General features: G+C 60.6%; 15 protein-coding genes and 1 riboswitch. Of the genes, 14 read left to right on the top strand and 1 reads right to left on the bottom strand.

The window, feature by feature from the left end; all coding sequences use genetic code 11:
- The first annotated feature begins 224 nt into the window (after nt 1-224).
- On the top strand, nt 225-1,586 hold the full coding sequence (locus tag AC06G8_RS19925) for a dicarboxylate/amino acid:cation symporter (RefSeq protein ID WP_447662807.1): 1,362 nt from the start codon (nt 225-227) through the stop codon (nt 1,584-1,586).
- Between the two features lie 227 nt (nt 1,587-1,813).
- On the opposite strand, the gene AC06G8_RS19920 is transcribed toward AC06G8_RS19925, so the two are convergent.
- On the bottom strand, nt 1,814-2,437 hold the full coding sequence (locus AC06G8_RS19920) for a hypothetical protein (RefSeq protein WP_447662806.1): 624 nt from the start codon (nt 2,435-2,437) through the stop codon (nt 1,814-1,816).
- 5 nt (nt 2,438-2,442) lie between these two features.
- Nucleotides 2,443-2,632: riboswitch (cyclic di-AMP (ydaO/yuaA leader) on the bottom strand.
- Between the two features lie 214 nt (nt 2,633-2,846).
- On the opposite strand from AC06G8_RS19920, the gene AC06G8_RS19915 reads away from it, so the two are divergent.
- The 13 genes from AC06G8_RS19915 to AC06G8_RS19855 all read left to right on the top strand — a co-directional run bounded on the left by AC06G8_RS19915 (nt 2,847) and on the right by AC06G8_RS19855 (nt 14,098).
- Entirely contained in the window at nt 2,847-3,965 is a 1,119-nt protein-coding gene (locus tag AC06G8_RS19915; protein ID WP_480283670.1) for an amidase domain-containing protein, read from the top strand.
- Between the two features lie 68 nt (nt 3,966-4,033).
- Nucleotides 4,034-5,167: a D-alanine--D-alanine ligase gene (locus AC06G8_RS19910; RefSeq protein ID WP_447662804.1), complete on the top strand. Its 1,134-nt coding sequence runs from the start codon at nt 4,034-4,036 to the stop codon at nt 5,165-5,167.
- Nucleotides 5,168-5,296: 129 nt separating this feature from the next.
- Complete coding sequence (locus AC06G8_RS19905) at nt 5,297-5,614, top strand: hypothetical protein (protein ID WP_447662803.1); 318 nt, start codon at nt 5,297-5,299, stop codon at nt 5,612-5,614.
- The gene (gene uvsE, locus AC06G8_RS19900) at nt 5,611-6,630 is read left to right on the top strand and encodes a UV DNA damage repair endonuclease UvsE (protein WP_480283669.1); all 1,020 of its coding nucleotides are present in this window, start codon (nt 5,611-5,613) and stop codon (nt 6,628-6,630) included. Before AC06G8_RS19905 ends, uvsE begins: the two co-directional genes overlap by 4 nt.
- A gap of 109 nt (nt 6,631-6,739) precedes the next feature.
- On the top strand, nt 6,740-7,561 hold the full coding sequence (locus tag AC06G8_RS19895; RefSeq protein ID WP_447662801.1) for a sulfite exporter TauE/SafE family protein: 822 nt from the start codon (nt 6,740-6,742) through the stop codon (nt 7,559-7,561).
- Nucleotides 7,562-7,697: 136 nt separating this feature from the next.
- A complete protein-coding gene (locus AC06G8_RS19890) occupies nt 7,698-8,525 on the top strand; it encodes an inositol monophosphatase family protein (RefSeq protein WP_480283668.1) in 828 nt (275 codons plus the stop codon).
- Nucleotides 8,526-8,692: 167 nt separating this feature from the next.
- Nucleotides 8,693-9,742 carry a hypothetical protein gene (locus AC06G8_RS19885; RefSeq protein WP_480283667.1) on the top strand — a complete coding sequence of 350 codons (1,050 nt, stop codon included), beginning with the start codon at nt 8,693-8,695 and terminating at the stop codon, nt 9,740-9,742.
- A 182-nt stretch (nt 9,743-9,924) separates the two neighbouring features.
- Nucleotides 9,925-10,158, top strand: coding sequence for a hypothetical protein (locus AC06G8_RS19880; protein WP_447662798.1), 234 nt, complete (start codon nt 9,925-9,927; stop codon nt 10,156-10,158).
- The gene (locus AC06G8_RS19875) at nt 10,158-10,856 is read left to right on the top strand and encodes a sulfite oxidase-like oxidoreductase (protein WP_480283666.1); all 699 of its coding nucleotides are present in this window, start codon (nt 10,158-10,160) and stop codon (nt 10,854-10,856) included. The genes AC06G8_RS19880 and AC06G8_RS19875 overlap by 1 nt, the downstream gene beginning before the upstream one ends.
- A 324-nt stretch (nt 10,857-11,180) precedes the next feature.
- The gene (locus AC06G8_RS19870) at nt 11,181-11,468 is read left to right on the top strand and encodes a hypothetical protein (RefSeq protein WP_480283665.1); all 288 of its coding nucleotides are present in this window, start codon (nt 11,181-11,183) and stop codon (nt 11,466-11,468) included.
- A gap of 181 nt (nt 11,469-11,649) precedes the next feature.
- The gene (locus AC06G8_RS19865; protein ID WP_480283664.1) at nt 11,650-12,069 is read left to right on the top strand and encodes a MarR family winged helix-turn-helix transcriptional regulator; all 420 of its coding nucleotides are present in this window, start codon (nt 11,650-11,652) and stop codon (nt 12,067-12,069) included.
- A gap of 31 nt (nt 12,070-12,100) precedes the next feature.
- On the top strand, nt 12,101-13,720 hold the full coding sequence (locus AC06G8_RS19860) for a DHA2 family efflux MFS transporter permease subunit (RefSeq protein ID WP_447662794.1): 1,620 nt from the start codon (nt 12,101-12,103) through the stop codon (nt 13,718-13,720).
- 213 nt (nt 13,721-13,933) lie between these two features.
- Nucleotides 13,934-14,098 (top strand): hypothetical protein, encoded by a 165-nt coding sequence (locus AC06G8_RS19855; RefSeq protein WP_480283663.1) that lies wholly within the window; start codon nt 13,934-13,936, stop codon nt 14,096-14,098.
- Nucleotides 14,099-14,101 lie beyond the last annotated feature (3 nt).

Raw genomic sequence — 14,101 nt, 5'->3', positions numbered from 1 at the left:
GCTGCCGGTCGAGAAGCCGGGCGGATAGAAGGAATTCCGCCTGGCCGGAGAAAAGCCCTGTCAATCATAGGATCGCTCAAACATCCGGAGACCTCGAGGTCTTCGTTTTTTTCTTTTCCATGATAAGGAAGAGGCTCGAGAGGTTAAATATAGTTGACATATAACAATAATATTACTAATATACTATTCCAGAGTAAAAAGATAGGAATAAGGAGTTGAGTCGCTTGGTCCCAAATAATAATCTGATCCATGCTATACAAACGAACTGGATCAGCTTGCTCGTTTCCATCGTTGTCATCGGTCTGCTCGTCTATCTGGCACGCCGCCGTGTAAGCTTCGGCTATCGCGTTCTGATCGCGCTCGGCATCGGGCTGGTCGTCGGCATTACGCTGAACGCCCTTGAGCTGGATGCGACCAGCATCGGCACGATCGGGTCCATCTATGTCAACCTGATCAAGATGCTCGTCATTCCGCTCGTCGCCGTGCTTGTCATTTCAAGCATCACCTCGATCTCGAATCTCGGGCAGCTGCGCAAGATCGGGACGAAGACCATCCTGCTGTTCCTGGCTACGACCGGGATCGCAGCGCTTATCGGGCTTGTCGTCGCTCTGGTCGCGAACCCGGGAACGGGCATCGCCCAAAGCGTGCCGGAAGGCTACGAATCGCGTTCCATTCCGACTTTCTCGGAAGTCATCCTGAACCTGGTTCCGTCGAACCCGATCGGGGATATGGCGGACGGCAAAGTCGTGCCGGTGCTGATCTTCTCCATTTTCGTCGCGGTGGCGATCGTGCATCTCAGCTCCCGCAAGCCGGAAGCGGTCGAGCCGGTGCGCCAGGTCATCGAATCGCTGAAGCAGGTCATGAATCAGGTGACCAAGTACATCATCCGCTTGACGCCGTACGGCGTGTACGCGCTGATCGGCTCCATGGCCGCCAAGTACGGCGCAGAGACGCTCAAGCCGCTTATCACGCTCATCATCGCGACTTATATCGCGCTTCTGCTGCACTTCATCCTGACCTTCGGAGCGCTGGTGACCTTCGGCGCGAGGCTGAATCCGTTCAAGTTCCTCCGCAAAATCTATCCGACGATCGCGGTCGCCTTCACGACTCGCAGCAGCTACGCGACGCTGCCGGTCAACCTTGAGGTCATCACCAAGAGGCTGCGCGTATCGCCGCGCATCGCCAGCTTCGTCGCTCCGCTGGGCGCGACGATGAACATGAACGGCTGCGGCGGCGTATGGCCTGCCGTCGTGGCGGTATTCGTCGCCCAGGTGTACAACGTGCCGCTGGGCGTATCGGATTACGTGCTCATCGTGCTGGTCAGCATGATCTCGTCGATCGGCGTCGCCGGAGTGCCGGGTCCGGCATCCATCTCGACGACCGTCGTGCTTACCGCGCTTGGCCTGCCTCTGGAAGGACTGGGCCTGGTGCTTGCGATCGACGCTGTCGTCGACATGGGCCGCACGGCGCTGAACGCCTCCGGCACGACCGTGTCGACCCTGCTGGTCGCCGTATCGGAAGGGGAATTCGATCGGGAGTCCTACGAGCGGGATGAGGAAGACGAGCTCGAATTGAGCCACGCATAAATTCCGGAATAGAAAGACTGCCAGCCGTTATTGCGGCTGGCAGTCTTTTTTATTGTCTATGTATGCTTCCTGAACGGCGGATGGATCTCTGTAAGTGAATACGGCCAGCACTTTCAAATCATGCGCCAAATGTCCGCTCAAGGCCGCCAAAGGCCAAGAGGCATCCCCCGGCCGCAAAGCGGATAGGGGATGCCTCTTGAAGGGATGAAGGACAGAGCGCCATCCGGCTACAGAGACAGCCGGATATGGATGTCGGATGTTTCGATAAGGGCGTTGCGTCTCCAGAAAGCGGTCGCCGGGAACAGCGTGCCTTCCTGGGAGGACGGCTCCAGCGTCTTGCGCAGCAGGCGATCCCTGTGGTCGCTGATCCATTCCGCGTCGTAATAGAGCACGGACATCGCCTCGTCGGAGCGGACCCCGACGAACGGCTGGAACCAACGGCTCCACGCGTCCCAGCTTCTCGGCGCCTTGGCGTAAGGAATGAGCACGGAAGCCTGACGGATGGAGGAGCCGAAGCACAGATGCAGCACGACGCGGTAATCTCCGCGCTCGGGATCGACGAGCGGTCCCGTGCGGGTGATGAACAAGTCGATGCAGCGGATGCGGCGGCTTGATGCTGAGCGCTCTTCTTCAAGCGCCTCGGGACGGAAGGACGGCCTGTTCGCCGTCTCAGCAGCCGGGGCCGGCGGGGAATAAGCCTCCGCGACCGCCATGTCCAGCGCGATCGGCGCGTCCAAGCCCGGAAACGGCGGCGGCGCCAAGAAGGCCTCGACCGCAGACGCAGAACAGACGGAAGGCGCAATGAAGCCCTCCTGCGCGGAAGAAGCCGCGCGGTTGTCTTTCAGTGACATCCTGACATCTCTCCTTTGTGCGCTTACGGGGTTAGCTGACGGATTCGGGCCAGAGAGTAGCCCTACCAAAAGGCAAGAGACGCGGCTTCGGCAGCCCGGCCTCTTCCTTTCGGATTCACCCCGGCAAGCGTCGACAGACGCCCGCGTATTGGTTCCCCCGCTTCCACAGTACGTGGAATTCAGCAATATGGTGATAGAGTGGTACATCATATCATAAGCCAGCCGGGCTTGTTTTGTAAAATTCGATATTGACTGAAATTTCGATATATATCTGCCGCATTCTCGTTGAAACGCCGGATAACGGCGTTTAAGCGCTCTATCCGGGATGGGTCCGCATATTTTAGTGGAGAGCAGACATAAGATCATCTTGATGATGGGCGAATACCGACCAGAAGGGATGGGGAAAGGAATGCCGCGTACCGGTACCCGGGGAGTCAAACGATCGGAGGCTCAGCGCTCGCAGCCGTCCTCCGGCAAGCAGGCTGCGCTGGAAGGCTGGAGAGGAGCCGTGCAGGAATACGTGCACGGGTACAACGAAGCCGAAGTGGAGCGGAGGCATGAGGTGCTCGGAGCCTTGCTGGAAGACAGGGATCACCGCCGCCGCCTGGAGGAAAGGCTGCGCCGGCTGCGCCTCAGGGACGAGGAGCGCGGCATTCTGTCGCCGCAGAGCGAGACGAGAGCGACGCTGCTGAGGATCAACGAGTCCGCGACCGAAGTGTCGGTCGTCCTGAAGCTGCATGTGAAGCGGCATGTCGAGCATCGCGGCCGCTCCTACACCGAGGAGCGTCTCGAGCAGGAGCGACTGTGGCTGGCCGAGGAAGGCGGAGCATGGCGCCTGACCCGGGTGGAGCCGATCGTCGGCGAGCGCAGGCCCAGATACGGCCACGCCGCGGCGGACAGCGCGCTGGCCGAGCATCGCTCCTACGGCGACGGCGGCGGCAGCGGAATCCAGCGTCCGGGCTCGCCGCGCCCTTTCCTTAATTACGGCGTCTTGTCCCGCCTGAATACACGCGACCGCGCCGTCGAGTACAGGCGCGAGCTGGTCGCCGCCTACGCCGACCGGTGGTGGAACGAAGCGAATCCGGCCTACGAGCTGTTCGAGGTCAACTGCACGAATTACGTGTCGCAATGTGTCTTTGCAGGCGAAGCACCGATGAACTATACTGGTAAAAGAGAATCGGGATGGTGGTACAAAGGCCGTACAGGCGGCCAGGAATCCTGGAGCTACAGCTGGGCGGTGTCGAACGCGCTGCAGCTGTATCTGTCGTTCCCGCGCAGCACGGGCATGCGGGCGACGACGGTGGAGAGCGCATCCGAGCTGTCCCTCGGGGACGTCATCACCTACGATTGGGGCGGGGACGGGCGGTTCCAGCATACGACAGTCGTGACGGCATTCGATGCCGACGGCATGCCGCTGGTCAACGCCAACACCGTGCCGAGCCGGCACCGCTATTGGGACTACAAGGATTCCTACGCCTGGACGGACCGGACGCGCTATCGATTTTATCATCTGCAGGACTATTTCTGATGCGGGAGCCGCATCGGTCCATGCAGCGATTGGCATTCTAATTCAAGAAGGTTACCGGAGGAGCTAACATGGGAGACAAAATTCGCGTCGGACTCATCTACGGAGGCAAGTCGGGCGAGCATCAGGTATCGCTGCAGACGGCGCTGGCCGTTATGGGCGCCTTCGATTTCGATAAATACGAGGTACAGCCCTTCTATATTACGGGCCAAGGCGAATGGCGCTCCGGAGGAGTGCTGCTGGAAGCCCCGCACAGCGTCGAGCAGCTGAAGCTGTCTCCGGCAGAGGACGGCGGCATGGCGCTGGCGCCGGTATTCGGCGGACTGGCGACGGCTGCGGCCGGAGAGGGCGCCCTGCAGGCGGCTGCCGCTTCGGCGGGAGCTCCGGGAGGGACGATCGACGTCATGTTCCCGCTGCTGCACGGAACGTTCGGCGAGGACGGCACGGTCCAGGGTTTGATGGAAATGGCCAATATTCCTTATGTCGGAGCGGGGGTCCTTGCTTCGGCAGTAGGCATGGACAAGATTTTCATGAAGAAGGTGTTCGCCCACGAGGGGCTCGAGCAATGCGTCTACCGCTACTTCAACCGGACGCAGTGGGAGAAGGACCGCGCGTTCTTCGTCATGGAAACGGAGGTCGCTCTCGGCTATCCTTGCTTCGTCAAGCCCGCCAATCTCGGCAGCAGCGTCGGCATCTCCAAAGCCCGCAACCGGGAGGAGCTCATCGCGGCCATCGAGCTCGCGCTGCGTTACGACCGCAAGGTCGTCATCGAGGAGTTCATCGACGGGCGCGAGATCGAAGTCGGCGTGCTCGGCAATGACGAGCCGCGCGCATCGGTCGTCGGCGAGATCGTCAGCGGAACGGACTTCTACGATTACAACGCCAAGTATGTGGACGGCACATCCGTCATGCACATTCCCGCCGATCTTCCGGAAGAGACGGCTGAAGCGGTGCGCGAGATGGCGATCCGGGCCTATCTGGCCATCGACGGATCCGGCCTCTCCCGCGTCGACTTCTTCCTTCGCAGGAGCGACGGCAAGATTCTGATCAACGAAGTGAACACGATGCCGGGCTTCACGCCTTACAGCATGTACCCGCTGCTCTGGAAGGAATCGGGCGTTCCTTACAAGGAGCTGCTCGACAGCCTCATCGGCTTGGCGATCTCCCGCCATGCGGAGAAGCAGAAGCTGGAGTACGGCGGCTGACCGGTTTCCATACGTTTCGCACACATTCGCGCTTCCTTCGCCTTGGCGGGAGGGAAGCTCGTTTTTTCATCCGCAGCATCCGGACAAGCAGCCGCGCTTGCCGCAGTAACGATCAGGAGGGTGAAGACAATGGGATTCGCAACGGAATTCAATTCGGTATGCAAGTTCAAGTCGGAGCAGGAGCTGTACGAGCTTCTGGAATACGGCAAAGGAAAGATGATGAAATCGGGGTTCCGGGTATTCCCGGCCGGACAGAAGGTCATCGCCTACACGCCAGGCAACCAGGCGATCGCCATCGTGAAGATCCTCGCTTCCATTGCGGAGATCAACTTCCAGGGCGATGAAGTGACGCAGGTGGAGATGGAGCTCGTCCGCAAGCTGACGGAGGAAGAGTCGCGCGTGCAGACGGCGCTCGCCCATGAAATGTTTTTCGGCGGCCGGGGATGATTGTCCGCTTCGGCTTCGTCGCCATGAGCCTGCTGGTGGAGAACTCTTCATCATCGCGCACCATGACCTATAAGAACTTCTCCAAGCTGGAGGATCGCGAGGCGGCGCTGCGCAAGCTGGAGCGGATCGCCGAGGAAAATCTGCACAGCGCCCTGCGCATCATGCGCAACAACCGCTATGCCGGCATCCACGTCTATCGGTTCTCCTCGAAAATCATTCCGCTTGCGACGCATGACGCGCTTGCGGACTGGGACCCTTACCCTGCGCTGGCTGCGTCCTTCAGCGAGGTCGGAGCCTTCGCGCGGGAGACCGGCATGAGGGTCAGCTTCCATCCCGATCACTTCTGCGTGTTCAGCACGCCTCGTCCCGAGGTGCTGAAGAGCTCGGTCAGGGATATGGAGTACCATGTGCGGATGCTCGAGGCGATGGGGCTGGACGAGAAATACAAATGCAATATCCATGTGGGCGGCGCGTACGGGGACAAGCCCGTCTCCGCCGAGCGGTTCATCGCGCAATTCGGAGCCCAGGATGCCAGGCTGCGCGGCCGGGTGACGCTGGAGAACGACGACAAGACGTTCAACGCCCGCGAGACGCTCGACATTGCCGAGAAGGTCGGCAATCCGGTCGTGCTGGATATCCATCATCATGCGGTCAACGACGGCGGCGAGACGAAGGAAGCTCTGTACGGGGAGCTGTGGCCGCGCATCGCCGCCACCTGGAACCGGGAGCAGCGGCGGCTTGGACTGGATGGGGGGCCGTCAGGCCTGCCGCCGAAGATCCACGTCTCCAGTCCGAAGAGCCTCAGCGATCCGAGAGGACATGCGGACTTCGTGGAGCCGGGCCCGCTGCTGGAATTCCTGCGCGGCGTGAACGGCTCCGTGGAGCTGCTCGACTGCATGATGGAATCCAAGGCGAAGGACCAGGCTCTGGTGAGGCTGATGGAGCATTTCCGCGGGCTCGAGGCGGCGGGAGAGGGAATCCGTGTCCTGGACGGCGGCACGATCGAAGTCTTGTGAAGGCGGGGAACACGGTACGGGCACGAATCGCCATCCGCTCCGGCGGAGGGGGGATCCGTGCCTTTGCCGCGCAAGCGGCGTCTGAAGGATGCCGAAGGAGGGAATACCTATGCTGGAATGGGTTCTGATCGTACTTACAGGCGTTGTCGCTTCCATATTCGGCAGCATTGTCGGTCTTGGCGGCGGCATCATCATCGTGCCTGTCCTGCTGCTGCTCGGCGAGCGCCTGACAGGAGCGCCGATTCCGGAGGCGACTGCCGTCGGCACTTCGCTTGCCGTGCTGATCGTAACCGCGCTGGCGTCGTCGATGACGTACGCCAAGCAGCGCAAGGTGGATTTCCGCAGCGCGTGGATGCTCTTCATCGCCAGCGGCCCGGGAGCGATGCTCGGCTCGGCGCTGACCTCCCGATTCCATGGAGGCGCCTTTCAGCTCAGCTTCGGCCTGTTCATGCTGCTTATGGCCGTGCTGCTCATCTTGCGTGACCGAATGAATCCGCTTACAATTGAATGGCCGGTCTCCCGCAAGCTGACCGACGGCACAGGCGCGACGTACGAATACGGCTACAGCCTGCCGCTGCTGCTCGGAATCGGCTTGCTCGTCGGCCTCGTGTCGGGATTGTTCGGCATCGGAGGAGGCTCGCTGTTCGTTCCCGTCATGGTCATTCTGTTCCGCTTCCCGCCTCATGTGGCGACGGCGACGTCCATGTTCGTCATCTTCCTGTCCTCCATTCTGGGCAGCGGCGTGCATGGCGCCATGGGGGAGATCGACTGGCTGCTCGTGCTCGCCCTCGCTCCGGGAGCCTGGGCGGGGGGCAAGGCCGGCGCCTGGATCGCAACCCGCATGAGCGGACGCAGCATCATGTGGCTGCTGCGCGCGACGCTGCTCGTGCTGGCCGCGCGGCTCATCTGGCAGGGCTGGTCCGCTCTTTGAGCGGGCGCGCGATGTGAATGCCCTGCGACCGATCCCCATGCGCAACAGAATCCGGATGGTGATCGTATACCTGGTAGACAACCGGCTGCAGCCGGAGGATTATTGCCATAGAGACAAACAGAAAGAAGTGAGCAGGATGAACGAACCGGTAGTCGGGAGCAAAAGTTTTGCCGCCGTGGCCATCAACTGTGCCTCCAAGGCGGGCGAGTGGATCAAGACGAAGCTCGGGAACTATCAGAGGCTCGACGAGAAGATGTCGCCTCATGATCTCGTCACCGAGGTGGATAAAGGCTCGGAGAAGCTGATCCGCAGCCTCATCATGATGAATTTCCCTTCCCATTCGTTTCTTGGGGAAGAAGGAGTGGAGCCGGGGCCGGAAGCGTCGACAAGAGCTCTTGAGAGCGTGCGCGACGCGGAGTATCTCTGGATCGTGGATCCGGTGGACGGAACGACGAACTTCGTGCACGGCTTCCCGTTCTTCGTCGTCTCCATCGCGCTGGCGCACAAGGGAGAGATTATCCTGGGCGTCGTCTACGACCCGTCGGCCGACGAGCTGTTCATCGCGGAGAAGGGGAAAGGCGCCTACGTGCACGGGAAGCGGATGAGCGTATCGGGAGAGGAAACGCTGCGGAGCAGCCTCGTCGCCACCGGCTTTCCGGCCGAGCACAGGGCGGCCCTGCCGCGGAATCTCGAACAGCTCCAGCGGATCGCGCCGAAGGTGCGCAACATCCGCTCCTCGGGCTCTGCCGCGCTGCATCTCGCTTATGTGGCGGCAGGCCGGCTGAGCGGCTTCTGGGAGATCGGGCTGAACAGCTGGGACATCGCGGCGGGCGCTCTGCTCGTGCAGGAGTCGGGGGGAGCCGTCGGCGATATCGACGGGACGCCGTATCATCTCGGCGTGCGCGACGTCGCCGCGACCAACGGGCGGATCCATGAGGAGCTGCTGGCGGAGCTGGCCGACTGAAGGCCGACCCCTGCGGCATAGAATCAATACGGAAGAGCCGGACCTTGCATGCGGAAGATGCGGCAGGTCCGGCTCTGTCTTGTCTAGCGGCGCGGCCCTGTCACCGAGGCCGTGCGGCAGGTTCCTTTCGGTACGGCGCGGCAGGAGTAGAAGGGAGGACGAGGGGAATGCTTATCGGAGATGCGAGGAAGCTGGCGGATGAATGGGTCAGGAAGCAGGCAGCGCCTGGAGAAGGATTCGTCGGAGCCTATCTGGGAGGATCGACGGCATCGATGCCGGAGGAGGCCCAGCTGCCTGCCGGCTCCGATATCGATGTGTTCGTCGTGCTGGAAGGAGAGGCGGCGCCTCCCAAGCTCGGGAAGTTCTTATATGGAGGAGCTTTGCTGGAGGTGACGTATCTGTCCTGGAGCGAGCTGGATTCGGCGGACAAGGTGCTCGGCTCCTATCACCTGGCGGGAGGCTTCCGGAACGGCCGGATGTCAGCGGATCCGTCGGGACGGCTTGGCGCCATCCAGCGGGAGACGGTCCGCAGCTTCCCGGAACGCTTCTGGGTCGAGCGGCGCTGCCGGGATGCGCTGCAGAGGGTGAAGGACGGCCTGAGTCGGACGGAGCCGGATCTGCCGTGGCATGACCGCGTGACGGCTTGGCTGTTCCCGACCGGCGTCGCGACCCATGTCATTCTGACCGCGGCTCTTCGCAATCCGACGATCCGGCTGCGCTATCTGGCGGCGCGTGGCGTGCTGGAGGAATACGGCTTGAGCGATTGTTATGACGAGCTGCTTCAGCAGCTGGGCAGCGCCAAGCTGCGGCAGGCGCGCGTCGAGCACCATCTGGCCGGACTTTCCCGAACCTTCGACGCGGCCGCAGCAGCTGCGCGGACGCCGTTCCCCTTCAGCTCCGACATCACCCCCGAAGCAAGGCCGATCGCGATCCAGGCCAGCCTGGAGCTGATCCGAGCCGGCAATCACCGGGAAGCTGCCTTCTGGATCGCCGCTACTTACGCCCGTTGCCGCAAAATTCTGGCCGCCGACGCGCCGGAGCTGCTGAAGCCGCTCGCTCCGGATTTCGACGAGCTTCTGGAAGACCTCGGAATACGCTCGCAGGCGGATCTGGAGCTGAGGGCGCGGCGGACGCTGGCCTACTTGCCGAGGCTGGAGGAGATTGCTGCGGCCATCATGGAGCGGAACCCTGACATTTCCGGATCCATAAGGGCCTGATGGCGGCATAGACTGTCTTCGCATGGGGAAAACCTCGAATGAGGCTGTCTCGACAAGGACTGATTTCCTTGCTGCTTGCGGCGGACGGTCGATTGTCAACTTGTTTTGCGCATGGCTTTCAAGGCCGAAATAGGCTACACTACAATCAGGAAAACATGACAGTTCGCATGGGAGGAATACACATGACGGAAGCACACGAGCAAGCAGGCGCGGAAGCGGCCCAGGACCAGGAAGCGGCCGAGCAGCCCAAGAAGATGACGCTGGCCGAAGCCGCCAAGCTGAAGATGCAGCAGAAGAAGCAAGCCCAGGCGGTCGGCAAGCAGGGACAAGCAGGCGGAGCCCAAGGCGGCGCCAAGGAGCTGCGCAGCCAGCTGAACAAGAAGCCGAACAATCAGCGCAGGCGGATGGGTGTCTGATGTCATATGAGAGCGACAAGGCCGAGCGGCTGAAGCGGAACGCAGCGGCGATCATGAACAAGATCAAGCCCGACGCCCGGTACGGCGACCGCGTGCCCCCGGGGCAGACGGTGACCGACCGGTTCCCGATTCTCCATGAGGGAGAGATTCCCGTCTATGATATGGACAAGTGGGAGCTGCGGGTTACCGGAGCGGTAGAAGGCGGAGAGAGAAGCTTCAGCTTCGCGGAGCTCGAGGCTTTGCCCCGCGTCAGCGTGACGCGGGATATCCACTGCGTGACCCGCTGGTCCAAGATGGATACCGAGTGGGAAGGCATTCTGTTCCGGGATTTTCTTAGCCTCGCCGGAATCGAGCCTTCGCCGGATGCCCGCCATGTCATGGTCTACGGCGATCATGATTATGAGACCAACATGCCGCTGGCCGATCTTATGGGCGACGATATCCTGCTGGCCTTCAAGTTCGCAGGGGAGCCGCTCACGGCCAAGCACGGCGGACCGCTGCGCCTCGTCGTGCCTCATCTGTACTTCTGGAAGAGCGCCAAATGGCTGCGCGGCTTCGAATTCATGACCGAGGACAGGCCCGGGTTCTGGGAGCGCAACGGCTTCCACAACACGGCTGATCCCTTCCTCGAGCAGCGGTATTCCGAGCCCGGCTTCGAGCTGCCGGAGGATGAATGGGTCCACAAGGATTATGACTGAAGCTTCCCGCCAAGGGATGGAGAAGACCGGAGGCATGAGCCTCCGGTCTTCTCTTTGCGTTCATAGATGGAGCCCAGGAGGAGCCCCGGCAGCAACCCTCTGCTGGAGCGACAGCCGGAAGAGGCGGGGCCATTTGCTTTTCGTGCAGCCCGCGCCCCGTCCAATAAAGCTCTTATGAAATTTTCCTTAATCTGCTAAAGTAACCTGTAGACGAGCCTCGGGAGGAGCGTTGGATTTCGGCCATACCGGCTTGGTCTTCAAGCATTTTGACTATTTATTCCATTACTATTACACGGGCTGAATGCCTGAATGGAGCCGTTGTTCATGCCGGTGTTTTCCTGGAAAAGATCCCTGTGGCAGGGAGCTGCGATCGCTTTGGCCGCGATGGCGGCAGGTTTGGCTTATCTCGCTTGGTTCTGGCTGAGGGAGATGTATTTCGTGCCCGATGATTTTCAGTATCGCGACAGCGACAGCCGCTTCTTCGTCGTTCACGGCAGCCCGGTTCTGTGGATCGCGGCGGCCGCCGCGTTGCTCGCGGGGATCGCGGCGCTGTTCGCCGGGCTCAAATGGACGGTCTGGCAGATGTCCGCACAGCGCCGTCTTCAGAAGTAAGCGGCTGCCGTGAGCGCAGTACGGGGCCAAGCCCCAAAAGCGAGCTTTTCCTTTGCCAAGGAAAGGCTTTTTATTTGTTTCACAGCTGGGAATGATATGTCCAGGTGGCATCCAAATTCATTTGACATTATAATTGTTAAACTGTATAAATATATTATTGTTTAATAAAGGGGAGGCCATCATGGAGACAGAGGTCAAACGTTTCCAGGAAGCCGTACAGACCTTCATGCACAAGCTCCAGAACGCGCTGGCGGATGCATTCAGGGACAGCCCGCTGACGTTGCCCCAGATGTTCATGCTCAAGCAGGTTCAGCTCAAGGGTCCATGCAAGCTGGCAGCGATCGCGGAGAAGATGGAGGTCAAGCCGAGCGCGGTCACGGTTATGATCGACCGTCTCGAGAACGGCGGTTATGTGCTTCGGCACCATGACACGGTCGATCGCAGATCGGTTCTGGTGGAGATAACGCCAAGGGGAAAGGAGGCGCTCGAGGAAGGACACCGGGTGAGGGAACAATTGCTTGGCCGTTATCTCACGCGGCTGACGCCGGAAGAGGTCGTCACGATTACGGAGCTGATGGAGAAGCTGACATCGGAATCCTAACCTACATTTAAAGGGAGAAGAGAGAGACATCATGGAGCATTTATCCCATAAGCGGAAGCTATCGATCATGATCGCTGTCATGGCGGCCATGTTCTTCGCTGCCATCAACCAGACCATCACCAGTACAGCGATGCCGAGAATCATCTCCATCCTGGAAGGTATGGACTACTACACCTGGACGATCAACATCTACCTGCTGACGTCCACCATCGCCACGATTCTCGTCGGCAAGCTGTCCGATATGTTCGGCCGCAAGCCGTTCATACTGATCGGTATCTTGTTGTTCATTATCGGGGCGTTCCTGACGGGAACCTCGAGCGATGTGTTCCAGTTCATCATTTACCGCGGTATTCAAGGCATCGGCGCCGGCATCATCCAATCCACCGCATTCATGGCGGTAGGCGACCTGTTCCCTCCGCGGGAGCGGAGCAAATGGATGGGACTGATGACAGCCGTATTCGGCTTCTCCAGCGTCATCGGCCCGACACTCGGCGGCTATCTCGTCGACCATATGGATTGGCACTGGCTGTTCTGGATCTTCCTGCCGCTAGGCATCGTGGCCTTCGTCATGATCCTGATGCTGTTCCCGAAGGTGGAGCGGAAGCCGGGGGAGAAAGTCGACTATCTCGGCTCCCTGTTCATGACGACGACCATCGTGCCGCTGCTGCTCGCCTTCTCTTGGGCAGGCACGAAGTACGAGTGGGGCTCGCTTGAAATCCTCAGCCTGATCGGAGGAGCCATCCTATCGGGGGTTATCTTCGTCTTCATTGAGCGGCGCGCCAAAAATCCGATCCTGCCGCTACATCTGTTCAAGAACGGCGTTGTGACCGTATCGAACATCATCGGCTTCTTCATGAACTTCGGCCTGATGGGCGCGATGATCTATCTGAGCTTCTTCGTTCAGGGCGTGCTCGGCATTTCCGCCACCTACGCAGGCTATGTCACGATGCCGATGTCGATCTTCATGGTCGTAACCAGCGCCCTGATCGGCCAGCGCATCTCCAAGAGCGGCAAGTACAAGCGCTACGCGCTCATCGGCGTGCCGATCATGATCATCGGCATGGGCATCATGATCATCATGAACAGCGTCTGGATGGCCGTGCTCAGCATGTGCATCTTCGGCGTCGGCCTCGGGATGGGCATGCCGGTATTCTCGCTGGCGACGCAGAACGCCGTATCCCACAAGGAGCTTGGCGTCGCTACAGCCTCCTCGCAGCTGTTCCGGAACCTGGGCGGCACGATCGGCATCGCCGTCATGGGAACGGTCATGTCCAACAACCTGGCCCGTCATCTGAAGCAGGCGCTGACATCCTCGGATGCGCCGGATCTCAGCAAGCTGGATCCGGAAGTCGCCAAGAAGATGGTCGAGTTCGCGAATCCGCAGACGCTCATGAACAGGCCGCTGATCGAAGCGACCGAAAAGAGTCTCCCGGAAGAGGCGAGGGTCATCTTCGTACAGATGATCGACCGTATCCGCGACGCGCTCGGAGACACGCTGTCGCTCGTGTTCGCGACCGGCACAGGCGTTCTCTGCATCTCGCTGGTGCTGGTGTTCTTCCTGAAGGAGCTTCCGCTGCGGACGACGAACCAGGCGCAGGATGCCGTGGTCGCAGCCGAGGCAGGCTCGAAGCCGGAGCCCGGCACGAATTGACCGTTGCTGGTAAACAGCTGTCCCCGCGGAATTCCTTTCCGCGGGGATTTTTTTGCGATGATCAAAAAGGGAAGCCTCGTTGCAGAGGGCTTCCCTTTTTTGATGCGCAGGCACCGGCGCGGCCTTACTGTCCCAGCCGCTCCTCCAGCCCGAGAAACGAAACGAGTTCCGCATGGCCGGCGAAGTCCGGAACGCTGGAGCAGACGGAACGTCATGGGCATCAATGCGGCGAGCTTCCTCGTATCGGCGGTCTGCATCCTGCTCATCCGCAAGGGCGTCGTCCGTCCGACGAGAGCCGATCAGGCTTGCAGCGGCGGCTTCGGCATCGCGATGCCCAAAAGTCATCGTCGAATAGAAATGCTGCAGGCTGCCGGATGAAAA

The sequence above is a fragment of the Paenibacillus sp. SJS-P3 genome, from assembly GCF_056711585.1.
This window is presented reverse-complemented; position numbering and strand designations above follow the sequence as displayed.